General features: G+C 70.7%; 21 protein-coding genes. 11 read left to right on the top strand and 10 right to left on the bottom strand.

Annotated features, from left to right (window positions below; genetic code table 11):
• Positions 1 to 25: 25 nt before the first annotated feature.
• From QC385_RS11800 to dnaK, 4 genes are all read left to right on the top strand, one after another.
• Positions 26 to 1756 carry a vWA domain-containing protein gene (locus QC385_RS11800; RefSeq protein WP_443032886.1) on the top strand — a complete coding sequence of 577 codons (1731 nt, stop codon included), beginning with the start codon at positions 26 to 28 and terminating at the stop codon, positions 1754 to 1756.
• Between the two features lie 69 nt (positions 1757 to 1825).
• Entirely contained in the window at positions 1826 to 2254 is a 429-nt protein-coding gene (locus tag QC385_RS11795; protein ID WP_037668927.1) for an OsmC family peroxiredoxin, read from the top strand.
• A gap of 162 nt (positions 2255 to 2416) precedes the next feature.
• Positions 2417 to 3157, top strand: coding sequence for a glycerophosphodiester phosphodiesterase family protein (locus tag QC385_RS11790; RefSeq protein WP_279541212.1), 741 nt, complete (start codon positions 2417 to 2419; stop codon positions 3155 to 3157).
• 60 nt (positions 3158 to 3217) lie between these two features.
• Complete coding sequence (gene dnaK / locus QC385_RS11785; RefSeq protein ID WP_279541211.1) at positions 3218 to 5092, top strand: molecular chaperone DnaK; 1875 nt, start codon at positions 3218 to 3220, stop codon at positions 5090 to 5092.
• A 6-nt stretch (positions 5093 to 5098) separates the two neighbouring features.
• Here the strand turns inward: dnaK and QC385_RS11780 are convergent, their stop codons facing one another.
• A complete protein-coding gene (locus tag QC385_RS11780) occupies positions 5099 to 5581 on the bottom strand; it encodes a nitrate reductase molybdenum cofactor assembly chaperone (protein ID WP_279541210.1) in 483 nt (160 codons plus the stop codon).
• 119 nt (positions 5582 to 5700) lie between these two features.
• Positions 5701 to 6564: a helix-turn-helix domain-containing protein gene (locus QC385_RS11775; protein ID WP_279541209.1), complete on the bottom strand. Its 864-nt coding sequence runs from the start codon at positions 6562 to 6564 to the stop codon at positions 5701 to 5703.
• Positions 6565 to 6805: 241 nt separating this feature from the next.
• Between QC385_RS11775 and QC385_RS11770 the strand changes: the two genes are divergently transcribed.
• Entirely contained in the window at positions 6806 to 7231 is a 426-nt protein-coding gene (locus tag QC385_RS11770) for a hypothetical protein (protein WP_279541208.1), read from the top strand.
• Here the strand turns inward: QC385_RS11770 and QC385_RS11765 are convergent.
• Complete coding sequence (locus QC385_RS11765) at positions 7213 to 8019, bottom strand: helix-turn-helix domain-containing protein (protein ID WP_279541207.1); 807 nt, start codon at positions 8017 to 8019, stop codon at positions 7213 to 7215. The two genes, QC385_RS11770 and QC385_RS11765, sit on opposite strands and share 19 nt — an antisense overlap.
• Before the next feature lie 128 nt (positions 8020 to 8147).
• On the opposite strand from QC385_RS11765, the gene QC385_RS11760 reads away from it, so the two are divergent.
• A complete protein-coding gene (locus QC385_RS11760) occupies positions 8148 to 8453 on the top strand; it encodes a 4a-hydroxytetrahydrobiopterin dehydratase (RefSeq protein ID WP_059421762.1) in 306 nt (101 codons plus the stop codon).
• Between the two features lie 4 nt (positions 8454 to 8457).
• Positions 8458 to 9219, top strand: a complete 762-nt coding sequence (locus tag QC385_RS11755; RefSeq protein WP_279541206.1) for a class I SAM-dependent methyltransferase — start codon at positions 8458 to 8460, stop codon at positions 9217 to 9219.
• Here the strand turns inward: QC385_RS11755 and QC385_RS11750 are convergent.
• Positions 9170 to 9664 carry a hypothetical protein gene (locus tag QC385_RS11750; RefSeq protein WP_279541205.1) on the bottom strand — a complete coding sequence of 165 codons (495 nt, stop codon included), beginning with the start codon at positions 9662 to 9664 and terminating at the stop codon, positions 9170 to 9172. The two genes, QC385_RS11755 and QC385_RS11750, sit on opposite strands and share 50 nt — an antisense overlap.
• Complete coding sequence (locus QC385_RS11745) at positions 9661 to 10140, bottom strand: hypothetical protein (RefSeq protein WP_279541204.1); 480 nt, start codon at positions 10138 to 10140, stop codon at positions 9661 to 9663. Before QC385_RS11745 ends, QC385_RS11750 begins: the two co-directional genes overlap by 4 nt.
• A gap of 39 nt (positions 10141 to 10179) precedes the next feature.
• Between QC385_RS11745 and QC385_RS11740 the strand changes: the two genes are divergently transcribed.
• On the top strand, positions 10180 to 11148 hold the full coding sequence (locus QC385_RS11740; protein WP_279541203.1) for a helix-turn-helix transcriptional regulator: 969 nt from the start codon (positions 10180 to 10182) through the stop codon (positions 11146 to 11148).
• Between the two features lie 38 nt (positions 11149 to 11186).
• Positions 11187 to 13061: a rhamnogalacturonan lyase gene (locus QC385_RS11735; protein ID WP_279541202.1), complete on the top strand. Its 1875-nt coding sequence runs from the start codon at positions 11187 to 11189 to the stop codon at positions 13059 to 13061.
• 49 nt (positions 13062 to 13110) lie between these two features.
• On the opposite strand, the gene QC385_RS11730 is transcribed toward QC385_RS11735, so the two are convergent.
• The gene (locus QC385_RS11730) at positions 13111 to 15759 is read right to left on the bottom strand and encodes a cellulose binding domain-containing protein (RefSeq protein ID WP_279541201.1); all 2649 of its coding nucleotides are present in this window, start codon (positions 15757 to 15759) and stop codon (positions 13111 to 13113) included.
• 205 nt (positions 15760 to 15964) lie between these two features.
• On the bottom strand, positions 15965 to 18883 hold the full coding sequence (locus tag QC385_RS11725; protein ID WP_279541200.1) for a glycoside hydrolase family 48 protein: 2919 nt from the start codon (positions 18881 to 18883) through the stop codon (positions 15965 to 15967).
• 401 nt (positions 18884 to 19284) lie between these two features.
• Between QC385_RS11725 and QC385_RS11720 the strand changes: the two genes are divergently transcribed.
• Entirely contained in the window at positions 19285 to 21006 is a 1722-nt protein-coding gene (locus QC385_RS11720; protein ID WP_279541199.1) for a glycoside hydrolase family 6 protein, read from the top strand.
• A gap of 137 nt (positions 21007 to 21143) precedes the next feature.
• Complete coding sequence (locus QC385_RS11715; protein ID WP_279541198.1) at positions 21144 to 22049, top strand: class I SAM-dependent methyltransferase; 906 nt, start codon at positions 21144 to 21146, stop codon at positions 22047 to 22049.
• 59 nt (positions 22050 to 22108) lie between these two features.
• Here the strand turns inward: QC385_RS11715 and QC385_RS11710 are convergent, their stop codons facing one another.
• The 3 genes from QC385_RS11710 to QC385_RS11700 form a co-directional block, all read right to left on the bottom strand.
• Positions 22109 to 22984: an aldo/keto reductase gene (locus QC385_RS11710; RefSeq protein ID WP_279541197.1), complete on the bottom strand. Its 876-nt coding sequence runs from the start codon at positions 22982 to 22984 to the stop codon at positions 22109 to 22111.
• A 74-nt stretch (positions 22985 to 23058) separates the two neighbouring features.
• On the bottom strand, positions 23059 to 24885 hold the full coding sequence (locus tag QC385_RS11705; protein ID WP_279541196.1) for an AMP-dependent synthetase/ligase: 1827 nt from the start codon (positions 24883 to 24885) through the stop codon (positions 23059 to 23061).
• A gap of 224 nt (positions 24886 to 25109) precedes the next feature.
• Positions 25110 to 26042 (bottom strand): LysR substrate-binding domain-containing protein, encoded by a 933-nt coding sequence (locus tag QC385_RS11700; RefSeq protein WP_279541195.1) that lies wholly within the window; start codon positions 26040 to 26042, stop codon positions 25110 to 25112.
• Positions 26043 to 26180: the final 138 nt, after the last annotated feature.

The following is a 26180-nucleotide window of genomic DNA, read 5'->3' as shown; positions in this document are numbered from 1 at the left end:
CGCGGGCGAGGCCTTCGCCGAGGGAATGCGGCTGATGCGGACCAACCCCGCCCTCGCCGCCGTGGAGTTCGACGTCTGCCGCCAGGAGGAGTGCCGCTTCGCGCCCCGCCACGGACTCGTGGTCGTCGACTCCGACGGCGATCTGCACGTCCACCCGGACCGGCTCGCCGAGCCCGCCGCCTGGGCCTGGGCGCTCGCCCACGCCGTCCTCCACCTCGGTTTCGGGCACGTCCCGGCGGTGAAGGGCGACCGTGTCCAGCCCGATCGCTTCGACCTCGCCGCCCGCTGCGTCGTCGTCAACCGCTTCCTGCTCGGCTTCACCGTCGGCGAGACCCCGGAGGACCTGCCCGCCTCCTACCCGGACGGCGACGAGGAGCAGCTCGCCGCCCGCTGGCGGCGCGACGGACTGCCTCCCGTGTACGAGCGCTGCGGTACGGCGGGCGACGAGCCCGACCAGGTGCTGGTGCCCTGGGTGGGCTGGTCCCGGCCGCCCGACTGGCAGCTGGCCTTCGCCGGCGCCCTGACCCGGACCGTGTCCGCCGCGATGGACATGGCGGGCGGCCGCCGCGACAGCCTGGACGGCGAGGCGCCCCTGCTGCGTCCCTGGCAGCGTGCGCTGAGCTGGTTCATCTCCTCCTACCCGCTGCTCGGCGGCATCGCGTCCGGCATCAAGCTGGTCGCCGACGCCGAACTCGCCCGCGCCCACGGCATCGCGATCGCCGCCGTCAACGCCGAGGCCGGCGAGATCTACGTCAACCCGCTGCGGCAGTTCGACGACGAGGAGTGGCGGTTCGTCCTGGCCCACGAGATGCTGCACGCCGCCCTGCGCCACGGCGACCGCTGCGGCACCCGCGACCCCTACCTGTTCAACATCGCCTGCGACTACGTGATCAACGGCTGGCTGACCGAGATGCAGGTCGGCACCATGCCCGAGGGGCTGCTGCACGACCCGGGGCTCGCGGGCCTGTCCGCGGAGGAGGTGTACGACCGGATCGCCGGCGACCTGCGCCGCATGCGCCGCCTGGCCACCCTGCGCGGCAAGGGCGTCGGCGACGTGCTCGGCGCGCCGCTCGGACCGCCCCGCGACTACGTCGACCTGGACGGGTTCTACCGCCGCGGCCTCGCCCAGGGCCTCGACCTGCACCAGCGGCAGGAGCGCGGCTTCCTGCCGGGCGGCCTGGTCGAGGAGATCCGCACGCTCAGCCACCCGCCGCTGCCGTGGGACGCGCGACTGGCCCGCTGGTTCGACGAGTTCGTGCCCCGCCCCGAGCCCGTACGGTCCTTCGCCCGCCCCTCGCGGCGCCAGGCGGCCACGCCCGGCATCCCGCGCGCCGGGCGGTACTTCCCGCCCGAGGAGATCGCCCGCTGCACCTTCGGCGTGGTCCTGGACACCTCCGGCTCCATGGACCGCGTCCTGCTCGGCAAGGCACTGGGCGCCATCGCCTCCTACGCCGAGGCCCGGGACGTACCGGCCGCCCGGGTCGTGTTCTGCGACGCGGCCCCGCACGACGCCGGCTACCTGCCGGTCACCGAGATCGCCGGCCGGGTGCGCGTGCACGGCCGCGGCGGCACCGTCCTGCAACCCGGCATCGACCTGCTGCACCGCGCGGACGACTTCCCGCCCGGGGCGCCGATCCTGGTCATCACCGACGGCTGGTGCGACGTCCTGCGCGTGCGGCGCGAGCACGCGTACCTGATCCCCCGGGGAGCACGGCCGCCATTCAGCGCCAGAGGTCCGGTCTTCCGCGTGAGTTGAACCGGAGTGTGATCGGATAGTGGCCGGGAACCGGTCACGGTTTCCGGATACTCATCGAAAGGATGCGACATGGCAGCCACGCGCTCCGCACACACCGTTTGGGAAGGCAACCTCTTCAAGGGCAACGGTGTCGTCACCTTCGACTCCTCCGGCATCCTCGCCGAGCAGCCGGTGTCCTGGGCGGCCCGCACCGAGGAGCCGGGCGGGAAGACCAGCCCGGAGGAGCTGATCGCCGCCGCCCACTCCAGCTGCTTCTCGATGGCCTTCTCCAACATCCTCGACAAGGCCGGCACCCCGCCGACCAAGCTGGTGACCTCCGCCGACGTCACCTTCCAGCCCGGCGAGGGCATCACCGGCATCCACCTCACCGTCGAGGGCACCGTCCCCGGCATGGACGAGGCGGCCTTCCTCGCCGCCGCCGAGGAGGCCAAGGTCGGCTGCCCGGTCAGCCAGGCCCTCAAGGCCACGCCCATCACCCTGACCGCCAAGCTCGCCTGACCGGCCCCACCACGTCGCGCGGGCCCGCCCACCAGGGGCGCGGCCCGCGCGACGTCGTCGGTTCGCCCACCGCGCCCGGGGTATGAACCCAGACGCTGTGCCGCCGACGGTCCGGAAGGGATGCGATGCCGCCGGGAACGTCCACCGTGGGAGCCGACGACCATGACGCCCCGCCCCGCCGTCTCCGCCCACCGGGGCGGCTCCGAGCGCGCCGGACCCGCCACCTGGCAGGCGTACGAGGACGCGCTGGAGTCCGGCGCGGAGTACGTCGAGTTCGACATCCGCCGCACGAAGGACGGCGTCCTCGTCGTCTACCACGACCCCCGGGCCGGGCACACCGGGCCGCCGCTGGCCGCGCTCACACACGCCGAGCTGAGCGAGCGGGCCGGATACGCCGTGCCGGTCGTGGACGAGGTCATGGCGCTGATCGCCGGGAAGCTCGTGGCGCACCTGGACCTGAAGGAGGTGGGCTACGAGCGGGAGGTGATCGACCGCGCGGTGGCCCTGCTCGGCGTGGACGGGCTGGTCGTGACGACGCTGGAGGACTGTTCCGTGGCCGCCGTCGCGCAGGCCTTCCCCGGGGTGCGTACCGCGCTGTCCCTGGGGCGCGACCGCAGGGAGCTCGCCCTGGCCCGGCTGCCCGGGACCCGGCTGAGCGAGCTGTTCCCGGCCCGCCGCATCCGGGCCTGCGGGGCCCACGGCGTCGCCGTGCACCAGCGGCTGGCCAGGACCACCGTGCTGCGCGAGGCGACCCGGCGCGGCCTGTTCACCATGGTGTGGACCGTCAACGACGACACCCTGATGCGGGCCTTCCTCGCCCACCCGCGCGTGGACGTCCTCGTCACCGACCGGCCCAGGCGGGCCGTGGCGCTCCGCGGGCCCCTCACCCCCTCGCGCCATTGACAACAGCGCACTCAAGTTTTGTGCTGGATTGTGAGAGCGCCCTGGCGGAAGGGGACAGCGATGGGACGTGCGGTCGGGATCGACCTCGGAACCACGAACTCGGTGGTCGCCGTGCTGGAAGGCGGCGAGCCCACTGTCATCGCCAACGCGGAAGGAGCCAGAACCACACCCTCGGTCGTGGCGTTCGCCAAGAACGGAGAGGTGCTGGTCGGGGAGGTGGCCAAGCGGCAGGCCGTGACGAACGTGGACCGCACCGCCCGCTCGGTCAAGCGCCACATGGGTGACGCGCACTGGCGCTTCCCCGACCAGGGCGAAATCGACGGCACCCGCTACCGGGCGCAGGAGCTGTCCGCGCGCGTGCTCCAGAAACTGAAGCGGGACGCGGAGTCCTACCTCGGCGAGGACGTCACCGACGCGGTGATCACCGTCCCGGCGTACTTCGACGACAACCAGCGGCAGGCCACCAAGGAGGCCGGTGAGATCGCGGGCCTGAAGGTGCTGCGGATCATCAACGAGCCGACGGCGGCGGCGCTGGCGTACGGCCTGGACAAGGAGAACGACCAGACCGTCCTCGTCTTCGACCTCGGCGGCGGCACCTTCGACGTGTCGCTGCTGGAGATGGGCGAGGGCGTCATCGAGGTGAAGGCCACCAACGGCGACACCCACCTCGGCGGCGACGACTGGGACCAGCGGATCGTCGAGTACCTGGTCAAGCGCTTCAAGGGGCAGTACGGCGTCGACCTGGCGGGCGACAAGATGGCGGTGCAGCGGCTGCGCGAGGGCGCCGAGAAGGCCAAGATCGAGCTGTCCAGCTCCACCGAGACGACGATCAACCTGCCCTACATCACGGCCTCCGCCGAGGGGCCGCTGCACCTCGACGAGAAGCTGACCCGGGCCCAGTTCCAGGAGCTCACCGCCGACCTGCTGGACCGCTGCGAGGCGCCCTTCCACCAGGCGGTCGACGACGCGGGCGTGAAGCTCTCCGCGGTCGACCACGTGATCCTGGTCGGCGGCTCGACCCGGATGCCCGCGGTGACCGACCTGGTCAAGGAGCTCACCGGCAAGGAACCGCACAAGGGCGTCAACCCGGACGAGGTCGTGGCCCTCGGTGCCGCGCTCCAGGCCGGTGTCATGCGCGGCGACGTCAAGGACGTGCTGCTGCTCGACGTCACCCCGCTGTCCCTGGGCATCGAGACCAAGGGCGGCATCATGACGAAGCTCATCGAGCGCAACACGACGATTCCCACCCGGCGTTCGGAGATCTTCACCACCGCCGCCGACAACCAGCCCTCGGTCGGCATCCAGGTCTACCAGGGCGAGCGGGAGATCGCCGCGTACAACAAGAAACTCGGCGTCTTCGACCTGACGGGCCTGCCGCCGGCGCCGCGCGGTGTGCCGCAGATCGAGGTGGCCTTCGACATCGACGCCAACGGCATCATGCACGTCTCCGCCAAGGACCTGGCGACCGGCCGCGAGCAGAAGATGACCGTCACCGGCGGCTCGGCCCTGCCCAAGGACGACATCGACCGCATGATGCGCGAGGCGGAGCAGTACGCGGAGGAGGACCGCAAGCGCCGCGAGGCCGCCGAGACCCGCAACCAGGCCGAGCAACTCGTCTACCAGACCGAGAAGTTCCTCCGCGACAACGGCGACAAGATCCCGGCCGACACCAGGGGCGAGGTCGAGTCGGCCATCACGGAGGTGAAGGGACAGCTGGAACAGCAGGCGGACACCGCCGCCCTGCGCGCCGGCGTCGAGAAACTCGCCTCGGTCAGCCAGAAGATGGGCCAGGCCATGTACGCCCAGGCCCAGCAGACACCCACCGGCGAATCCTCCGGCGCCCGGCGCGAAGAAGGTGAGGAAGAGGGAGTCGTCGACGCGGAGATCGTGGACGAGGACAAGGAGCAGGGCGACCGGAAGGGCGGGGCGGCCTAGGTCGTCCTAGCTTCCCGCAGGAGCGGCCTGTTCTTGCGCGGGCGGCAGCGTCGCGTACACGGCGTCGACGACGGACGCGTACGGAGTGCCGGAGTCGGCCAGCCCGGAGCGCAGCCGCTCCAGTCCGGCCCGGTGCTCCGTCAGCAGAACCGTGTTGCCGGTGCGGGCGGTGAACTCCAGCACCGCGGGCAGGAAGTCGGGCAGCTCCTCGCCGGTGAGCTCCAGGCCGTGGGAGCTGTAGAGCTCCTGGAAGCGGTCCGGTGAGAACCCGCGCCAGCGGCTCAGGTACAGACTGTGGCCGTCCGCGCTCTCGAAGACCTGGAGGTAGTGGGCGGCCAGCTCCCGCGGCTCGGTGACGGCCGCGTGGTCGGCGAACTCCCGTAGTTGCGGGGCGGCTTCGCGCAGCAGCGGCAGCCGGGCGCGGAACTCGTCGCCGGGATACGTCAGGCACAGCGCGGCCGCCTGGTACAGCAGCTCGAAGCCGGGCATCTGACCTCCTTGGCGTGCGCTCTTTGCCGCGCCCCGTGCAGACGACGCTAGGGGCGGGCGGGGGAGCGCACCCGTCGGCGACGCCCGTACGGGTCACGGCCTGCGCGCGGGGGCCTCGCTCAGTAGGTCTCGCGGTACTCCCGCAGGAGCTTCTCGGTGCGCTGCGTGGAGGCGGCGCCCGCCGTCATGTGGTCGAGGACCTCCAGATGCGCGGAGACCTCCTTGCGGGAGTCGAGGTAGAGCGCGCCGGTCAGGTACTCGGTGAAGACCATGTCGGGCAGTTCGGGCTCGGCGAAGCGGAACAGGGAGAACGGCGCGTACGTCCCCGGGTGCGGGCCGTCCTTGAACTCGGCGATCTGGAGCGTGACGCGGTCCCGCTCGGAGTACTCCAGCAGCTTGTCCAACTGGTCCCGCATCACCTGGCCGTCGACGCTCACCGGGCGCCGCAGCACCGTCTCGTCCATGATCACCCACAGGTGCGGCGGGTTGGGCCGATCCAGCAGCCGCTGCCGCTCCATGCGCAGCGACACATGCCGCTCCACGGCCTCCGGCCCGGAGTTGCCGATGGTGCCGGCCTTCAGGACGGCACGCGCGTACCCCTCGGTCTGCAACAGCCCCGGCACGAAGTGCGGCTCGTAGGACCGGATGATCCGGGCGGCGCCCTCCAGGCTCACGTACAGGCTGAACCACTCCGGCAGCACGTCGTGGAACCGCTGCCACCAGCCCGGCCGGTTCGCCTCCTCGGCGAGCTCGACGAACGAGGTCACCTCGTCCTCGGGCACGCCGTAGGCGGTCAGCAGGATCTGCACGTACGGGATCTTGAGCGCGACGTCGGCCGTCTCCATCCGCCGGACCGTCGCGGGGGCGACGCGCAGCACCCGGGCGGCCTCGTCACGGCTGAGGCCCGCGGCTTCACGCAGCTCCTGCAACCTCTTGCCCAGCACCACCTGGCCCACGGTCGGTGCGGCCCGCCGTTCACTCACGCCACGCCTCCCCAACGTGCCCCAGCCTGCGATCAGTCTGTCACGTTCCGACGTCGGTCTCACAGGGCCGCGGGCGAGAAGATCGCGGGAAACGGACGTGACGCCGGGGCATTACCCCGCGGGTAATCGACCGGGCGGGCACGGGACGGGATCGTGAACGCACCGGGTCCCGGGCCGGCGCACTCCGGCCCGGGACCCGGGACCCGCTGCCACACCACGACCCGACGGAGGGTGACTCACCATGTCCGCGACCCAGCTCGCCGCACTCGCCCGGACCAGCGCGCCGCAGTCGATGCTGCGCCGCTTCCTCGCCCTGGACGCGGCCGTGACCGGCGCCAACGCGCTCGCCTACCTCGCGTTCTCCGGCCCGCTCGGCCGTTTCCTCGGCGTGGGCTCCACGCTGCTGCTCGCACTGGGCGCGTTCCTCACCGCCTACGCGGCGGGCGTGGGCCTGCTGGCCTCCCGCCGGCAGCCGCCGGCGCTCGGCGTGCGGGCCGTCGTGGAGGCCAACCTCGCCTGGACGGCCGTGAGCCTCGTGGCCCTGGCGCTGTGGCTCACGCCGAGCACGGCGGGCGCCGTGTGGACGGTGCTCCAGTCCCTGACCGTGGCCGGGTTCGCCGCCCTCCAGTACATGGCTCTGAGGGCCCGTCAGGACAGCAGTGACTGAAGGTACTTGACAGTCGCCGGGTCGGCCGGGAGCAGCGTCTCGATGGCCAGCTCGGCGACGGTCACGTCCATCGGTGTGTTGAACGTGGAGATCGAGGAGATGAACGACAGCGTCCGCCCCTCGTGTTCGATCCGCAGCGGCAGCGCGAAGTACGGCACCGGCTCCGAGGGCTCCTCCGCCGGATCCGCGTCGGGCACCGGATACGCCGCCACCTCCTCGTACAGCGCCCGCAGCGGCTCGGAGCGGTGCAGCGCGATCTGCCGCTCCATCTGCTCCAGCAGGTGCCCGCGCCAGGCGCGCAGGTTGCGGATGCGCGGCGCCAGGCCCCGCGGGTGCAGGGCGAGCCGCATCGCGTTCAGCGGTGGCTCGAGCAGCGTCTCGCAGACGCCGTCGATCAGCGTCATGATCCCCCGGTTGGCCGCCACGACGTTGTACAGCGCGTCCACCACCAGCGCCGGATACGGCTCATAGCCCCCGATCAGCCGTTCGATTCCCTCGCGCAGCGCGCCCAGCGACGGGTCGCCCAGGGGCGTCTCGGGATAGCGCGGGGCGTAACCGGCCGCCAGCAGCAGCGCGTTGCGCTCCCGCATGGGCACGTCCAGGTGCTCGGCCAGCCGCAGCACCATCTCCTCACTGGGCCGGGAGCGGCCCGTCTCGATGAAGCTGATGTGCCGGGCCGAGGAGTCCGCGCGCAGCGCCAGCTCCAGCTGGCTGACCCGGCGCTGCTCCCGCCAGGCCCGCAGCAGCGGCCCCACGCCCTGGTCGGTGGTGGACGGATGAGTGGTCATGCCGGGACCGTAATCGAGAACCGGTCGCGCCGGACAGGCACACCGCTCCGACCAGGGCCCCGCCCGCCCCGCTGTGGCAGTCTGAGGAGGGAGAAGAGCACCCCGGACCCAGGGAAGGAGCGCTGCCCATGCCCGTCGAACCGCTGTCGCAGAAGGAGGTCGAGGACCGGCTGGCCGAGCTGCCGGGCTGGTCGCTCGACGGGGACCGCCTCACCCGCTCCTACCGGCTCGGCTCGCACTTCGCGGCGACGGCGATGGTCGTGCACATCGCCCAGGTCCAGGAGGAGCTCGACCACCACTCCGACCTCACCCTCGGTTACAACTCGGTGTCCTTGTCCGTGCACACGCACAGCGCGGGCGGCGCCGTCACCGAGAAGGACTTCGAGCTCGCCCGCAGGGTGGAGGACCTGGCGCCCGGGCACGGGGCACACTGACCGGGTGCTCGACTACGACAAGGAAGCGGAGCGGTACGACGCCTCGCGCGGCGGCGAGCCCAGGGCGGCCGCCGCCGCGGCGGCGGTGCTGAGCCTCGTGCCGCCGGACACGCGCAGCCTGCTCGACGTCGCCTGCGGCACCGGCATCGTGACCCGCCGGCTCGCGGCCGCGCGCGAGGGCATGCGGGTGACCGGCGTGGACCTCGCCCAGGCGATGGCCCGGCGGGCCACCGCCCGGCTGCCGGGTGCCGTGGTGCTCGCGGACAGCCGCCGGCTGCCCTTCCGGGACGGCGAGTTCGACGCAGTGTGCAGCGTGTGGCTGCTGCACCTGGCCGCCGGGCCCGCCGACGTCCGGACCATCATCGGCGAGTGCGCAAGGGTGCTGCGCCCCGGTGGCGTCTACGTCACCACGGTCGACAAGGCCGCCTCCCACAACGTGGGCAGCGACATCGATGTCGTCCTGTCCTCCCGCCCGCCCAGCCCGGTCCGGGACGCGGCGGCGGACGTCGAGTCCTACGCCGCCGGCCACGGCCTGGCCCCGGCCGGGCAGGCCCGCTTCCGCGGCCACGGGCAGGGCCGCAGCCCGCGCCGTACGGTCGCGGACCTGCGCCGCGGCTGGTTCGTCACCCTGCCGCCCGGCCACCCGCTCGCCGACGGCTTCGCCACCCGGCTGGCGGAACTCCCCGACCAGGACAGACCCCGCCCCGACCCGTTCTTCACGCTCCGGGCATTCCGGAAGCCGCGAGAGGGTCTCGAGCCCGGGTGAACTCCATGATCCAGTTGGTCACCCAGGTCTCTCCGCCGTCCACGGAGAACGCCTGTTCCCACCGGGCGGTGGCCGGGGAGATCCCGGACCAGACGAATCGCACCCGCACGTCCTTGCCGTCGTAGGTGTCGTCGCCGTGGAACGCGCCCGTCTCGCCCTCGAAGCGGCCGAAGACCGGAGGGAACAGGGTTCCGCTGCGGCTGGACGCCCAGTTCAGCGACCACTCCTCGCGGACCGGGTCGAACAGCCGCAGCGTCAGCCCCTTCGCGCCCAGGTGCGGCATGTCGATCTCGTCGATGTTGGCGGCCCCGTCGAACAACGGCCGGCACTCGCTCCGGCCCGTGAACTCCTCCCACTCGCCGCCGGGGTCGAGGAAATCGGTGCGGCGGCGGTGCAGGACGTTCCAGGTGCCGTGGAAGAAGTCGAAGTCGTGCGGGCTGCTCATGAGCGGTCTCCAGTGGTTCCTTCGGGCATGCGGTCGGCCAGATAGGCGTCGAGGTCGGGGACGTCCGGGGCGAGCATGTGCCGCACCCAGGCGTCGCGTTCGTGCAGGATCGGCGGCAGCTCCCAGACGCAGCCGATCCACGGCATGCCGGGCCTGACGAAGTGGGTGGGGTCGCGGTCCGGGCAGCCGAGGACCGGCTGGCCCGCCGCCGCGCCCCCGAAGTGCAGCACGTTGTCCCACACCCAGCTGTACGCGTTCAGATAGGCACCGTCGTCGCCGCCCCGGTGCAGCACGACGAACGTCGCCGGCGGGGTGCCGTCCGGCTCCGGCAGCAGCTCTGGCAGGAGCGCGTACGCCGCCTTCTCCACCTCGGGCGCGATGCCGTCCGGGTCGGCGGTGACGTGGTAGCGCTTGATCCACCGGCCCGCCACCTCGATCGGCGGCGGCACGGTCAGCAGTTTCTCCGTGAAGGGCATGGCGGGACGTTAGAGCCGCTTCCCTGACATCCTGTGTCAGTGAAGTCCAGCCGACTCGTCTCGATCCTCCTGCTGCTCCAGACCCGCGGCCGGATGACCGCCGCGCAGCTCGCCGAGGAGCTGGAGGTCTCGGTCCGTACCGTCTACCGGGACGTGGAGGCCCTCGGGGCGGCCGGGGTGCCCCTGTACGGCGACGCGGGTCACGCGGGCGGATACCGCCTGCTCGACGGCTACCGCACGCGCCTGACGGGCCTCACCGCCGACGAGGCCGAGGCCCTCTTCCTCGCGGGCGCCCCCGGCCCCGCCGCCCAGCTCGGTCTCGGTTCCGTGCTCGCCGCCGCCCAGCTCAAGGTGCGCGCCGCCCTGCCGGCGGAGCTGCGCGCGCACGCCGACCGGATCAGCGGCCGCTTCCACCTGGACGCCCCCGGCTGGTACACGGACGCCGACGACGTCCCTCACCTCCCGGCCGTGGCGGACGCCGTCTGGAGCAGCCGAGTGCTGCACGTTATGTACCGCCGCTGGCGCGAGCCCACCGACGTGGAGCGCCGTCTGGAGCCCTACGGGCTGGTGCTGAAGGCGGGCCGCTGGTACGTCGTCGCCGGGCCCGGACCTCGTACCTACCGGGTCGACCAGATCCTCGAACTCACCACCTGCGACGAGGAGTTCACCCGACCCGCGGGCTTCGAGCTGGCCGCGTACTGGGCCGCGTACCAGCGAGGCTTCCATGACCGGCTGCACCGCGGGGAGGCGGTCGTGCGACTTGCCCCGGGGACGGCGCTCACGGGCCCGGCGGGGGAGGCCGTACGGCGCGACGGACGTACCGACGACGACGGCTGGACACGCGCCACGGTCCCCATCGAGTCCGTCGACCACGCCCACGCCGAGTTCCTGCGCCTGGGCACGGCCATCGAGGTGCTGGCCCCGGACGAACTGCGGTCGAGGATCGCCAGGACCGTGGCCGAACTGGCGCGGCGGTACGGCAACTCCCGCGCACCCGGCGGCGACTGAGAGGCGGAACCCGCCCGTCCCTCCAGGAGGTCCGTCCCGTGAAGCACCCGCACAGGCACCGCAGACGCCGTCTGCTCCTCCCCGTCGCCGCAGTCACGGCGGCGCTCGTCGGCGCCGGCCTGACCACGTTCGCCACCGACGACACCGCAGCGGCCGCCACCGCCCGGCAGGTCGAGAAGCTGGACCGGGGCGTGGTCAGCGTCCACACCGGCAGCGGCAACCTGGTCAGCTGGCGCTGGCTGGGAACCGACCCGAACGACGTGTCGTTCAACGTCTACCGGGCGGGTACGAAGGTCAACCCGACCCCGGTCACCGGCTCCACGAACTACTTCCACTCCGGCGCCCCCTCGCACGCCGACTACACCGTCCGCGCGATCGTGAACGGCGTGGAGCAGGGCGACTCGGTGCACGCCGTCCAGTTCCGCACCGGCTACAAGGACGTCCCCCTCTCCCCGCCGGCCGGTGGCACCGCCCCGGGCAACTCGGCGTACACCTATGAGGCCAACGACGCCTCCCTCGGCGACCTCGACGGTGACGGTGCCCTGGACATCGTGCTGAAGTGGCAGCCGACCAACGCCAAGGACAACTCCCAGTCGGGCTACACCGGCAACACCATCGTCGACGGCATCAAGCTCGACGGCACCCGGCTGTGGCGCATCGACCTGGGCCGCAACATCCGTTCCGGGGCGCACTACACGCAGTTCCAGGTGTACGACTACGACGGTGACGGCAAGGCCGAGGTCGCCATGAAGACGGCCGACGGCACCAGGGACGGCACCGGCGCCGTCATCGGCAGTTCCTCGGCCGACCACCGCAACTCCAGCGGCTATGTGCTCTCCGGCCCCGAGTTCCTGACGATGTTCAACGGGCAGACCGGCAAGGCGATGCAGAGCGTCGACTACGTCCCGGGCCGCGGCAACGTCTCCTCCTGGGGTGACAACTACGGCAACCGTGCCGACCGCTTCCTGGCGGGCACGGCGTACCTGGACGGCTCCCGCCCGTCGCTGATCATGGCGCGCGGCTACTACACCCGGACCGTCATCGCCGCCTGGGACTGGCGGAACGGCTCCTTCACCCGCCGCTGGACGTTCGACACCAACTCTTCGACCAACAGTGGCAAGGGCTACGACGGCCAGGGCAACCACAGCCTCTCCGTCGCGGACGTCGACGCCGACGGCAAGGACGAGATCGTCTACGGGGCGATGACGGTCGACGACAACGGCAACGGGCTGTGGACGACCAGGCTGGGCCACGGCGACGCCGGCCACGTCGGGGACCTCAATCCCTCCCGCGCGGGCCTGGAGTACTTCAAGGTCTCGGAGGACTCCAGCAAGCCCGGCTCCTGGATGGCCGACGCCCGCACCGGCCAGATCCTGTGGCAGACCGCGTCGGGCTCGGACAACGGCCGTGGCGTCGCCGCCGACATCCACGCCGGCAGCCCCGGCGCCGAGGCCTGGTCCGCGGCCGACACCACCCTGCGCTCGGCGACCGGTGCCTCCCTGGGCCGGGAGCCGTCCAGCATCAACTTCCTGTCCTGGTGGGACGGCGACGCCGTCCGCGAACTCCTCGACGGCACCCGCGTCGACAAGTACGGCACCTCCGGCGACACCCGCCTGCTGACCGGATCCGGCGTCTCCTCCAACAACGGCACGAAGTCCACCCCGGCGCTCTCCGGTGACATCCTCGGCGACTGGCGAGAGGAGGTCGTCTGGCGCACCAGCGACAACAAGGCCCTGCGCATCCACTCGACCCCGCACGAGACCAGCACGAAGATCACGACCCTGCTCCACGACACGCAGTACCGCACCGCCCTCGCCTGGCAGAACACGGCTTACAACCAGCCCCCGCACCCGAGCTTCTTCATCGGCAACAACATGCCGACGGCTCCCCGCCCCACCGTCTACACCCCTTGAGAAAGCCGAGGGCGTATGCCGTGTCCGGCATACGCCCTCGGAAGCGGGGTCAGGCCACCGTGCAGCTCTGGTCACCCAGCTTGAACGCGGTCGGTTTCGCGTTCGTCCCCGACGAGTTCGCCGTGAAGCCGAAGCTCACGGACGAGCCCGCCGCCACGTTGCCGTTCCAGCCGACGTTCTTCGCCGTCACCGTCGAACCCGACTGCGCGGCCTCGGCGTTCCACGCCTGGGTCAGCTTCTGGCCGTCGGTGAAGGACCAGGCCAGGGACCAGCCGTTCCACGGGCCGGTGCCGGTGTTGGTGACCTGCACGTCCGCCTGGAAGCCGCCCGACCACTGGCTGGTGACCTTGTACGTCACCTTGCAGGCACCGGCCGGGCCGGGTCCGGGCCCGGGGCCCGTGGTGCCGCCGTCGGAGCTGTCGCCGTAGATGACGCCACGGCCGTTGGTCGCCACGTACACCCTGCCGTACACCCTCGGGTCACCGGTGATGGCCGCGCCCGTCCAGCCCCACTGGTGGGCGTCGTCGTTGATGCGTGTCCAGCTCGCGCCCTTGTCCGTGGAGCGGAAGACGCCGCGCACGCCGCCGATCTTCGCGCTGGTGTAGAGCGTCTGGTGCGAGGCGCCGGGTGCCGCCTTGCCGAAGCCGATGGTGTCGGCCTCCTCGACGTTCGACAGCTTCGTGAAGCTCGTGCCGCCGTCCGTCGAGTGCCACAGGCCGTACGCCCCGTCGCTCGCGCCGCCCGCCAGCCAGACGTCGCCCTTCCCGCCGGGCAGTGCCTTGAAGCGGACACTGTCACCACCGGGCAGGCCCGTCGCAGGGGACTCCTTGAACGTCGCCCCGCCGTCCGTACTGACGTAGAACTTCCCCGACTTGAAGCCGTAGAACGTCTTCGGGTCGACGCGGTCCGACTCGACGATCGCCCCGGAGGGGATCCCGCCGGACGGCTGCCACGAGGTGCCGAAACCCGTCGCGTGGTGCACGCCGGCGCCCTGCGGGCTCCACACGAACCGGCTGCCGTCGGCCGCCGCCGCGACCGTGCCGCCGCCGCTCACGCCCGAGGGGTCGGTCCCCGCGAACCAGTTGGCGCCGTTGTCCGTCGAGAACGAGATGTGCGGACCGGAGTCGAGGTTGCCGACCCTCACGACCGTGTTCGGGTTCGACTCGGCGAAGTCCAGGCTCGTGGTCGTCGTGAAGTTCGGCTGTGTGAACATCATCGACGGGACCTTCGTCAGGTCGGTGTGGCGGAAGCCGCCGACGTCACCGAGCGCGCTGAGCAGCGGCGCGCCCGACGGCGGTGATGCCAGGTCGTTGACCGCCGTCTCCTCCAGCCCCTGCACCATCGGCTTGACGGCGAACTTCCCGCCGCTGTCCCAGTTCGTGAGGTTCTCGGTGCCGTAGATCGTCGCGCCCGTCCCGTACATCATGCGGTTCGAGTTGAACGGGTCGATCTCCAGGGCTTCCGTCATCCACCCCAGCTTCGGCGTCTGCTCGGGCGGCTGCGGGTTGGCGCCCCAGGTCAGCCACGGCGAGGACGAGACGTCCATCGTGTAGCGGTTCTCGCGGTTCGGGTACGACGTGTAGTCCCAGGCCTTGGTCCAGGTGGCGCCGCTGTCCGTGGAGCGGAAGATCTGCGTGTCCGGCCACCATGCGCTGTACGCGGTCGCCATCACCGTGCCCGGCTTCTGCCGGTCCACCGTCAGTCCGCTGAAGCCGTAGAACGTGTCGGCCTCCGCCACCGGGCTGATGTCCTTCCAGGTCCCCGTCCCGGTCGCATACCGCCACAGCTGTCCCTTGCCGCCGTCGTACGGACCGCCCTTGTCGCTGTAGGCGAGGTAGAGGTGGCCGTTCTTCGCGTCCAGGACGCCCTTGTGGGCGAGGTGGCCGGTGGGCTGCCCGGGCAGCCGCTGCCAGGTCGCGCCCGCGTCCGTCGAGCGGTACACCGCGTTGTCCTTGTCGGCGACCCCCACGTAGATCGTCTTCGTGGCGTTGCCCGAGGTGCCCGTGGACTCGTCGAAGGTGACCCAGACGATGCCCTGGTTGTCGGAGGCGTAGCCGCTGGTGTCACTCGGGTCCTGCGCGTAGTTGCCGACGTTGGGGAAGTTCGTCACCTGCGACCAGGTCACGCCCGAGTCCGTCGACCGCCAGAGCCCTTTGCCGCTGGGCGCGCCCAGATACAGCACGCTGTTGCGGTTCGGGTCGACGGCCAGCCGCTCGCCCATGCCCCGCCCCGGCATGTTGCCGCCCAGCTTGAACGGCAGGTTCGCCTTCTGCCAGCTCGCCCCACGGTTGGCGGAGCGCATGACCGCCCCGTTCTTCGGATCCCAGCTGTTGGTGTACGTACCGACCGCCGCGTACACCCTGTCCGGATCGACGGAGTCGGACGCGATGCTGACGACCCCCGTGTGCCCCCAGTCGTCCCAGCCGACGGAGTCCAGCAGCGGCGTCCAGGTCTTCGAGGCCTCCTGCCACCGGTAGGCACCGCCGATGTCGGTCCGGGCGTAGGCGAGGTTCTTCTCGGTCCGGTTGAAGACGATGCCGGGGACAAAACCGCCGCCGTCGATCCGGGCGTTCTTCCAGGAGTAGGTGTCGGCGGCGATCTTCACCGATGGCGGATCGGCGGCCAGGGCGGCGGGAGCGCCCGACAACAGCCCGGCCGCCAGCGCGAGCACGGCGGTGAGTATGCGGGTTCTTCGCACGGTGGGGTTCCTTCCGTGGGAGGGGGAACGTGCGAGGGCCGGGCGGCTCCCGTGCGGGGGAGCCGCCCGGCCGTGGCCCCGCGTCAGGTGCAGGGCCACGTACGCAGAGCTTCGGACGCTGTCAGGGGGCGCGGGGAACTGCGCGACCGGCCACAACGGACCGGCACCCGAAGTACCGCCCACCCCGCTAAGCGCCCGGCGGGGGCTATTCGAGAAGCTCCGCGTACGAGCCCATGGCCAGCGCGATGTCCGCCTGAGCCCAGAACCGGTGGTACGTGAACGACGGCACCGCACCGCCCGCGAGGTAACTCTCGATCTTCGACCAGGCGGGATCGTCCTCGTAGAAGGACCGGATCGATTCGAACGTCGACGACGAGTTGATCGCGTCACCGTTCGGCATCGTGCCCGTCCAGCCGCTCGGGACGGGCACCGGGTCGTCGAACCGGTTGTAGTCCGCGCGGTTCTCCGGGACGGCGACCCCGATGTCGTCCTGGTGGTTCGCCCACATACCGTCCAGCAGCTTCTTCGCCGCCGCCGCGGCCTCCGTGTCACCGGAGCGGTCGGCGTAGTACGTCAGGGTCTTGGCGTACGCGGCCGCCACACCGACGTCGTTGGTGTAGTCGGCGACGGTGACGTGCAGCCCGCTGTTGGAGCCGGGGCTGGAGGCGTTCCAGGTGTCGGGCTGGCCCGACCACTGGAGCGTCGACGGGACACGGAACGTGCCGTCCGGGTTGAACGTGGTCTCGGACAGTGCCCAGTCGACCCACTTGTCGAGGACCGTCTTGGCCTGCGCGTTCCCCGTCTGCTGGTACAGCTCGGCGACCCGCTCCATGGACCACGCCTGGAAGCCGAACCACTGGTTGGACGGCGGGTCGTGGTACACGGGCTTCTCGTCGTAGTACATGCCGTAGAACGTCGACTTCCCGGCGGGCGGGGTCGCGTACCGGCCCGCCCAGCTGTTGGTCGCGCCGCCGGCGATGGCGCCCTCGTCCGACTGGAGCCAGCGGTAGAACTCCAGCTGCCGGTCCATGGACTTGGCCCAGTCGGCCGCGCCCGTCGCCGACTTGGGCTTCAGCGGGGCGTAGTTGCCCAGCGCGTAAGCGGCGAGCGGGTTCTGGTAGCCGCCGTGGGCGTGGCTGGAGCCGATGCGCCAGGACCAGCCGGCCGAGGTGTCGGTGGCGCCGCCCCAGGCGTAGTACCAGGACATCAGGTACATCGAGGCGTCCTTGCCGGTGCCCGCCGGGCAGGTGGAGGGTCCGACGCAGTTGCCGATCTTCTTGAAGTACTTGTCGAACATGGAGTAGCGCAGGTAGTCGCCCATCTTGGCCGCCTTGGCGACCGTCGCGGAGACCTGCCCGCCCTTGCCCTGGTCCTTGGCCCACAGGTCCGCCCAGTAGGCGGCCTGCACGGCGCGCGCGTCGGCGTCCGGCGCGTTGGTGAACTTCCACTGCTTGGCATAGGAGGCGTCACCGGTGAACAGGTCCAGATAGCCGTTCTTGCCGCCGTACTTGAAGGCGTCGCAGGTCGGCTGCGGCACCGTCTCCCAGACCGACTCCTGCGAGCCGCGCTGGAAGGTGTTGATGTACGACGGGCCGGTGTCCGAGGGACCCGCCTCGCACTTGCCGGGCGAGTTGCCGTAGCCGTAGACGTTGTCGACGTCCTGGAGCCAGTGCATGCCGTAGACGTCGTCCGTGCCGTACGCGCTCTTCAGCTCGGCCGCGATCGGGTCCCGGCCCACCGAGACGCCGGTGTCGAGCTTGGCCGGGTACTCGTTCGGCGTGTCCAGCTCGGGCGCGTAGGTGGCCGGCTTGGAGGCGTTGTAGAAGGAGTTGGTCGGCTGGTCGGCCTTGGTGGGGATCATGTACTTCTCCATGAGATCCCACGCGCCGTTGAACTTGGACCAGTCACCCGTCACCTTGCCGTACATGGCCTGGAGCCACAGGAGGTAGCTGTACGCCTCCGAGGTGGTCTCGTGGCCGTGGTCCGGCGCCTCGACGATCAGCGTCTCGACCGAGTGGTAGGGAATGCCCTCGGGGGAGAAGTAGCCGTTCGCCGGGTTGGTGATCTTCCCGTAGAGCTCGAGGAAGCGGGCGTCGTACGCCTTGCTCGCTGCCAGCTGGGTGACGGTGACCGAGGCCTTGGCGTGGCCCGTCGCCGTCGACTCGAACACGGCCGAGCCGGTGCCGGAGCCGGCCGCGGTGACGGTCACCTTCTGCGCGGTGTTCCAGTTCTGCGGGGTGAAGGTGAGCGAGGCGCCGCCCGTGACCGACAGGCCCGAGTTGCCGCTCGCCCTGGCCGACGTCACCGTCACATTGGACGCCGGCTGCTTGGACAGCTTCACCTCGTACGTGCCCGACTTGCCCGACTGGACGCCCAGTTGGAGCGGCGAGGCGACGACGGTCGGACCCGAGGCGACCGTGATGCCGACCGGCGTGGAGTCGGCGGAGGCGCCCATGCTGTCGAACGCCTTCGCCACCAGGGAGTGACTGCCCACGGTCAAATCCGAGACGGACAGCGCGTAGGGCGCACTCGTGTCCGTGCCCAGGAGCTTGGTGTCGTCGTAGAACTCCACCTTGCTGATGGTGGCGTTGTCCGCGGCGGCCGCGGTGGCCGCAAGCGGGACCTCCTCGCCCTGGGTGTAGACGGCGCCGGCGGCCGGGCTGGTCAGCACGGCGATCGGCGGCTGGTGAGCGCCGGTGCAGGGGGTGCCGTTGACCGCGAAGGACGTGGGCGCCGTGTTGCTGCCGCTGTAGCTGAACTGGGCGCCGGTGGAGACGGCGGCGCCCGCGGCGACCCGCGCGTTGTGGGAGGCGTTCTTGACGGTGATGTTCTGGCCGGACTGCGACCACGTGCCGTTCCAGCCGTTCCCCAGCTTCTGGTTGCCGGAGTAGGCGTAGGTCAGCGTCCAGCCGTCGATGGCGTCCGTGCCGCGGTTGGTGAGGGTCAGGTCCGCGGTGAAGCCGGAGCCCCAGTCGTTCGTCTTGTAATCGACACTGCACTGAAGTGCGGCCGCCTGTGCGGTGGTCGACCCTGAGGAGAGCATCGTCAACGGAAGCGCGAGAGCTGCGAGCGCGGCGGTCCACAGACGCCGCACGGCTCTCCGCCTCCGGGGTGGGGGATGCATGGTGCTGGTTCCTCCTTGCGGCTCGGAGAAGTCAAGGCTTGAACCAGTGGGAGCGCTCCCATAGTGAGGACGGGTCAGGTATCGGTCAAGGTCCTTGAAGAGTCGAAAAGATTCGACGCCGTGTGTTGAGCGAAAGTCAGTGACTCCCCTGTTCTTTGCCGACACTTGGCGCTACCTTCCTTGACACCAGTGGGAGCGGTTCCATCAGTCGACGCGTCCGTCACGGCGGGCCCGACCTGCACGGAGTCGCTCATGCGACACCCCTCGCGTTCAGTACTTTTAGCCGCCGCCCTCGCGGTCGTCCCCGGCTGCGCGAGTGCCGGTGCCGGGTTCCTCATGTCCTTGTCGGAGCGCGCCCTGAACGGCTGACACCCCCACCACCGAAAGGGAAATCCGCACTCATGAGCCGTACGAGAACAGCGTTACTGGCCGCCATGGCCCTGGTCGCCGGAGCGACCGGCACGGCGTTCGCCGTCGACCCGGACGGCATCGGCACCGCAGCCGTCCCCTGCACCGTCGACTACAAGGTGCAGAACCAGTGGAACACCGGCTTCACCGCCGCCGTGACCATCACCAACAACAGCGCCGCGAAGTCGTCCTGGTCGCTGAAGTGGTCGTACGCCGGCAACCAGAAGGTCACCAGCGGCTGGAACGCCAAGATCAGTCAGAGCGGTGCCGACGTCACCGTGGCCAACGAGAGCTACAACGCCCAGCTCGCGACGGGCGGTTCGGTCAGCTTCGGCTTCCAGGGCTCCTACAGCGGCAGCAACGCGATCCCGGCCACCTTCATCCTCGACGGTGTGACCTGCAACGTCGACAGCGGCGGTCCCGGCGGCCCCACGGATCCGCCGGACCCGGGCGGCCCCGCCAACCGGGTGAACAACCCCTACGACGGCGCCAAGGTGTACGTGAACCCCGAGTGGTCCGCGAACGCCGCCGCCGAGCCGGGCGGCAGCCGCATTGCCAACCAGCCGACCGGTGTCTGGCTGGACCGGATCGCCGCGATCAACGGCGCCGGCGGCAAGATGGGCCTGCGCGCCCACCTCGACGAGGCGCTGCGGCAGAAGGGCTCGGGGGAACTCGTCGTCCAGCTCGTGATCTACAACCTGCCCGGCCGTGACTGCGCCGCCCTCGCCTCCAACGGTGAGCTGAAGGCCGACGAGATCGGCCGCTACAAGACGGAGTACATCGACCCGATCAAGGCGATCCTCGCCGACTCGAAGTACTCCTCGCTGCGGATCGTCACCACCGTCGAGATCGACTCGCTGCCGAACCTCGTCACCAACACCGGCAGCCGCCCGACGGCCACCCCGCAGTGCGACGTGATGAAGGCCAACGGCAACTACATCAAGGGCGTCGGCTACGCGCTGAACAAGCTCGGCGACGTGCCGAACGTCTACAACTACGTCGACGCCGGCCACCACGGCTGGATCGGCTGGGACGACAACTTCGCTCCCTCCGCGACCCTGTTCAAGGAAGCGGCGACCGCCGAGGGCGCCACCGTCAACGACGTCCACGGCTTCATCACCAACACGGCGAACTACAGCGCCCTGAAGGAGGACCACTTCTCCATCACCGACAACGTGGCCGGCAAGTCCGTCCGCGAGTCGAAGTGGGTCGACTGGAACCGCTACGTCGACGAGCTGTCCTTCGCCCAGGCGTTCCGCAACCAGTTGGTCTCGGTCGGCTTCAACTCCGGCATCGGCATGCTGATCGACACCTCCCGCAACGGCTGGGGCGGCGCGAACCGGCCCACCGGCCCCGGCGCCCAGACCTCCGTCGACACCTACGTCGACGGTGGCCGCTACGACCGCCGCATCAACCCCGGCAACTGGTGCAACCAGTCCGGAGCCGGCCTCGGCGAGCGCCCGAAGGCCAGCCCGGCCGCCGGGATCGACGCCTACGTGTGGATGAAGCCCCCGGGCGAGTCCGACGGGGCGAGCAAGGAGATCCCGAACCCCGACGGCAAGGGCTTCGACCGGATGTGCGACCCGACGTACGAGGGCAACCCGCGCAACGGCAACAACCCGTCCGGTGCCCTGCCGGACGCGCCGATATCCGGGCACTGGTTCTCCGCCCAGTTCCGGCAGCTGATGCAGAACGCCTACCCGCCGCTGTCCTGACCGGCTGACACCCCGTCCCCACGGATCCGCCGGGGCTCCGGCCCCGGCGGATCCCTTTTGCGGGAGCGGCAAGAGCAGTGGCCCTCTCCCGGTGCGTCGGCGCAGGCTGGCGGCATCCGAGGGAGAGGCTGACCACCATGGCGCACGACCACGACCACGATGACAACCACGCGCACGGCCACGGCCACCACCACGGCCATACGGACATCGACTGGGCCGAGATGGGCCCGAGGCTGGAGTCGCAGGCTGAGCTGTTCGCGTCCCTGTACGAGCGGGCCATGGCCTGGCTGGCGCAGGAGGTGACCGAGCCGGGCCTGATCGTCGACGCGGGCAGCGGGCCGGGCGTCGTGTCGTGTCTGTTCGCCGAGACGTTCCCGGGCGCGCGGATCGTCGCGGTGGACGGCTCCGAGCCGCTGCTGGAACGGGCGCGGGCACGGGCCGAGCGGCTGGGGGTCGCCGACCGTTTCAGCGCCATCGCCGGTGAACTCCCCGACGTACTGGACGAGTTGGACTACCCCGCCGACCTGCTGTGGGCGAGCCGCAGCCTGCACCACCTCGGCGACCAGCGGGCCGCGCTCACCGCCTTCGCGGCGCGGCTGGCGCCCGGCGGCACGCTGGCCCTGATGGAGGGCGGTCTGCCCTCGCGCTACCTGCCGCGCGACATCGGCATCGGCCGGCCCGGGCTCCAGGCGCGGATCGACGTGGTGGAGGCGCAGTGGTTCACGCGGATGCGTGCGGAGCTGCCGGGGCATGTCGCGGAGACGGAGGACTGGCCGGGTCTGCTCGCCGCCGCGGGACTGAAGCACACCAGGACGCACACGTTCCTGCTCGACCTGCCCGCACCCGCGTCGGAGCGGGCCCGGGCCTATGTCGTGGCGTCTCTGTCACACGTGCGCGAGAGGCTCACGGACGGGCTCGACGCGGAGGATCTCGCGACCCTCGACCGGCTGCTCGACCCCGATGACGAGGCGAGCCTGCACCGTCGGGCGGACGTGTTCGTACTGGAGGCCCATACGGTGCACACGGCGGTTCGGGCTGGGTAGGACCTGTCTGACACGACTGCCCGCAGCTCGGCGAGCTGCGGGCAGTCGGGGGGATACGCTCAGGCGCCGTCGAACGTCGCCGGGTCCGGGCCCAGGCGGCGGTCCTCGTTGAGGGCGCTGATGGCCGCCAGGTCCTCCGTGTCCAGGCTGAAGTCGAAGACCTCGATGTTCTCCTTGATCCGCGCCGGCGTCACGGACTTCGGGATGACCACGTTGCCCAGCTGGATGTGCCAGCGCAGGACGACCTGGGCCGGAGTGCGGTTGTGCTTGCGGGCGATGGCCACGATCGCCGGGACCTCCAGCAGGCCCTTGCCCTGGCCGAGCGGCGACCAGGCCTCCGTGGCGATGCCCTGCTCCGCGTGGTACTCACGGGCGGCGTTCTGCTGGAGGTGCGGGTGCAGCTCGATCTGGTTCACGGCCGGGACGACCGACGTCTCGCCGATCAGCCGCTCCAGGTGCTCGGGAAGGAAGTTGGAGACACCGATGGCCCGGATCCGGCCGTCGGCGTGCAGCTTCTCGAACGCCTTGTACGTGTCGACGTAGGTGTCCCGGGCCGGCAGCGGCCAGTGGATCAGGTACAGATCGACGAAGTCCAGGCCGAGCTTCTCCAGCGACGTGTCGAAGGCGCGCAGCGTGGAGTCGTACCCCTGGTCGGCGTTCCAGAGCTTCGTGGTGACGAAGAGCTCCTCGCGCGGAAGACCGGACGCGGCGATGGCCTTGCCCGTGCCCTCCTCGTTGCCGTAGATCGCCGCGGTGTCGATGCTGCGGTACCCGGCCTCCAGCGCCGTCGCGACGGCCGACGCGGCCTCGTCGTCCGGCACCTGCCAGACGCCGAAGCCCAGCTGGGGCATCTCGACGCCGTTGTTCAGGATGATCGGGGGGACCTTGCTCACGAGCTCTCGATCCTTCGGGTTGTGGTCAGGTGTACATCCCATCGTCAACGATCACGAGCCGCGATGCATTCCTGACGGGAGAATTCAGGCGCGCGATTCGTCTGTCACCTGGCAATTCACGCCCGGTACAGCGCCTCGACCTCTTTCTCGTACGCCTTTTCGATCGCTTTGCGCTTCAGCTTCAGGGACGGGGTCAGCAACCCGTGTTCCTCGGTGAACGGCTGGGCCAGGATGCGGAAGGTGCGGATCGACTCCGCCTGCGAGACAAGGGTGTTGGCCGCGACCACGGCGCGCCGTACCTCCGTCTCCAGATCCGCGTCCCGCACCAGCTCCGCCGCGGACATCTGCGGCTTGCCCCGCATCGTCAGCCAGTGCTCCACGGCCTCCGGGTCGAGGGTCACGAGGGCGGCGATGTACGGGCGGTCGTTGCCGACGAGGATGCACTGGTTGACCAGTGGGTGGTCACGGACGCGTTCCTCCAGCACGCCGGGCGAAACGCTCTTGCCGCCCGATGTGACCAGGATCTCCTTTTTGCGGCCGGTGATGGTGAGGTAGCCGTCCTCGTCGAGCGCGCCGAGGTCGCCGGTGGCGAGCCAGCCGTCGTGCAGGGTCTCGTCGGTGGCCTTGGGGTTGTTGAGGTAGCCCTGGAAGAGGTTCTGGCCGCGCAGCCAGATCTCGCCGTCGTCCGCGATGTGCACGGTCGTGCCCGGGATGGGCTGCCCGACCGTGCCGAACCGGGTGCGGTCGGGCGGGTTGGCGGTCGCCGCGGCCGTGGACTCGGTCAGGCCGTACCCCTCGTAGATGTGCACGCCCGCCCCGGCGAAGAACAGGCCGAGTCGCCGGTCCATGGCCGAACCGCCCGACATGGCGTGCTTGATGCGGCCGCCCATCGCGGCGCGGATCTTGGAGTAGACGAGCTTGTCGAACAGCTGGTGCTGCATGCGCAGGCCGGCGGAGGGGCCGGGGCCGATGCCCCAGGCCTTGGCCTCGATGGCGTCCGCGTACTTGATGGCGATGTCGACGGCCTTCTCGAACGGGCCGGAGCGCCCCTCCTTCTCGGCCTTGCGGCGGGCCGCGTTGAACACCTTCTCGAAGATGTACGGCACGGCCAGGAAGAACGTCGGCTTGAACGCGGCCAGGTCGGGCAGCAGGGCCGCCGCGTTGAGCTGCGGCTGATGGCCGAACTTCACCTTGCCGCGGATCCCGGCGACCTGGACCATCCGCCCGAAGACGTGGGCGAGGGGCAGGAACAGCAGGGTGGCGGCCTCGTCGCCCCGCTTGGAGTGGAACACCGGCTCCCAGCGCTCGATGACGGTGTCCGCCTCGTACATGAAGTTGCCGTGCGAGATGACACAGCCCTTGGGGCGGCCGGTGGTGCCCGAGGTGTAGATGATCGTGGCGACCGAGTCGGGGGTGACGGCCTGCCGGTGGCGGTGCACCACCTCGTCGTCGATGCTCGCGCCGGCGTCGTACAGCTCGTGCAGGGCGCCGGAGTCGAGCTGCCACAGGCGGCGCAGCTGCGGCAGCCGGTCGATGACGGTGGCGATCGTCATCGCGTGGTCCTCGTGCTCCACGACCGCGGCCGTCACCTCGGCGTCGTACAGCATCCAGAAGCACTGCTCGGCCGAGGACGTCGGGTAGACCGGCACGACCTGGGCGCCGATCGTCCACAGCGCGTAGTCGAACAGCGTCCACTCGTAGCGTGTACGGGACATGATCGCGACGCGGTCGCCGAACCGGATGCCGCTCGCCAGCAGGCCCTTGGCCAGGGCGAGCACCTCGTCGCGGAACTCGGCGCTGGTGACGTCCCGCCACTGCCCGGACTCGTCCTTGCGGCCCAGCGCGATGTGCAGCGGGTCCTCCTGGGCATGCTGGAAGACCACGTCGGCCAGACCGCCCACCGGAGGTGCCAACGCCAACGGAGGGTTGGTGAACTCGCGCAAACCCCGCTCCCCGCTCCTCAGCGCTTTTGTTGAGTGACGCTCCGCACAGCGCGGTGAAAGCTACCCCAACGGGGCAGAGGGCGGGAGGGGTGGCGAAGACGAGCAGCGCTCTTGTCCGCGCTGGTCAGGGAGGGAAAATGCGCTCACATGGGGAAGGGTCGGACAGAATCCTGACGGTTGAGTAAGTTTCGGAGCCGTAATCTCCACCGAATCTGTACGACCCGTTACGGCCCGAGGCTCCTCGTGCGTGGTGCCCGGCCGTCTCTTCTGTCAGCGCCCCGGGGGCGGATTTCGTCACTGCGGTTCAGCCGGTCACCGCCCGACAGGATCGCCGCGGCCAGGGCGTCCGCCGCGCCCTGGGCGGAGGGGCGGCGCCGGCCGTGGACCACGACGAAGTCGACCTGGCCGAGTTCCGGCAGCCCCGCCCGGTCCGGGACCCGGACCAGGCCCGGCGGGATGAGGCCGCGGGAGTGGGCCATCACCCCGAGCCCCGCCCGGGCCGCTGCGACGAGGCCGTTGAGAGAGCCGCTGGTGCACACCACGCGCCACTCGCGGCCCTGCCGCTCCAGCGCCTCCAGGGCGAGCGCGCGGGTGATGCCCGGCGGCGGATAGACGATCAGCGGCACGGGACGGTCCGGGTCGAGCCGGAGGCGCTCCGCGCCGATCCACACCAGCCTGTCGTGCCGGACCAGCTCGCCGCGCGGGTCCTCCGGCCGCCGCTTGGCCAGGACCAGGTCCAGCTTCCCGGCGGCGAGCTGCTCGTGCAGCGTGCCCGACAGCTCGACCGTGAGCTCCAGGTCGACCTCCGGGTGGTCGTGCCGGAAGCCCTCGAGGATCTCCGGCAGCCGGGTCAGCACGAAGTCCTCCGAGGCGCCGAAGCGCAGCCGGCCGCGCAGCCGGGTGCCCGTGAAGAACGCCGTCGCCTGCTCGTGCACCTCCAGGATGCGGCGCGCGAACCCGAGCATGGCCTCGCCGTCCTCCGTGAGCTCCACCGAGTGCGTGTCCCGGGTGAACAGCGTCCGGCCGGTGGCGTCCTCCAGCCGCCGCACGTGCTGGCTGACGGTGGACTGCCGCAGCCCGAGCCGCCGGGCGGCCTGCGTGAAGCTCAGCGTCTGCGCCACCGACAGGAAGGTGCGCAGATGGGAGGGGTCGTACATGCCCGCCAGGCTATCGCTGAACGTGATGACAGTGAGAGCGGTATGCGGGATTCCCGATCGCCGGGACGGGGAGCAGGATGGAAGGGGGCCGTACCGGCCCCGCACCGCAGATGAGTACCGCACGTATGTACCGCCCGT

The organism is Streptomyces sp. DH10 (genome assembly GCF_029813805.1).
Taxonomy (GTDB): Bacteria; Actinomycetota; Actinomycetes; order Streptomycetales; family Streptomycetaceae; genus Streptomyces; species Streptomyces coeruleofuscus.
Note: the sequence above shows the minus strand (reverse complement) of the source record. Positions and strands in the feature narration are given on the sequence as shown.

Coding starts and splice junctions, on each gene's coding strand:
- QC385_RS11800 (WP_443032886.1), top strand. CDS start 26: ATGCGGCTGATGCGGACCAACCCCGCCCTCGCCGCCGTGGAGTTCGAC.
- QC385_RS11795 (WP_037668927.1), top strand. CDS start 1,826: ATGGCAGCCACGCGCTCCGCACACACCGTTTGGGAAGGCAACCTCTTC.
- QC385_RS11790 (WP_279541212.1), top strand. CDS start 2,417: ATGACGCCCCGCCCCGCCGTCTCCGCCCACCGGGGCGGCTCCGAGCGC.
- dnaK (WP_279541211.1), top strand. CDS start 3,218: ATGGGACGTGCGGTCGGGATCGACCTCGGAACCACGAACTCGGTGGTC.
- QC385_RS11780 (WP_279541210.1), bottom strand. CDS start 5,581: ATGCCCGGCTTCGAGCTGCTGTACCAGGCGGCCGCGCTGTGCCTGACG.
- QC385_RS11770 (WP_279541208.1), top strand. CDS start 6,806: ATGTCCGCGACCCAGCTCGCCGCACTCGCCCGGACCAGCGCGCCGCAG.
- QC385_RS11765 (WP_279541207.1), bottom strand. CDS start 8,019: ATGACCACTCATCCGTCCACCACCGACCAGGGCGTGGGGCCGCTGCTG.
- QC385_RS11760 (WP_059421762.1), top strand. CDS start 8,148: ATGCCCGTCGAACCGCTGTCGCAGAAGGAGGTCGAGGACCGGCTGGCC.
- QC385_RS11750 (WP_279541205.1), bottom strand. CDS start 9,664: ATGAGCAGCCCGCACGACTTCGACTTCTTCCACGGCACCTGGAACGTC.
- QC385_RS11745 (WP_279541204.1), bottom strand. CDS start 10,140: ATGCCCTTCACGGAGAAACTGCTGACCGTGCCGCCGCCGATCGAGGTG.
- QC385_RS11725 (WP_279541200.1), bottom strand. CDS start 18,883: ATGCATCCCCCACCCCGGAGGCGGAGAGCCGTGCGGCGTCTGTGGACC.
- QC385_RS11720 (WP_279541199.1), top strand. CDS start 19,285: ATGAGCCGTACGAGAACAGCGTTACTGGCCGCCATGGCCCTGGTCGCC.
- QC385_RS11715 (WP_279541198.1), top strand. CDS start 21,144: ATGGCGCACGACCACGACCACGATGACAACCACGCGCACGGCCACGGC.
- QC385_RS11710 (WP_279541197.1), bottom strand. CDS start 22,984: ATGGGATGTACACCTGACCACAACCCGAAGGATCGAGAGCTCGTGAGC.
- QC385_RS11700 (WP_279541195.1), bottom strand. CDS start 26,042: ATGTACGACCCCTCCCATCTGCGCACCTTCCTGTCGGTGGCGCAGACG.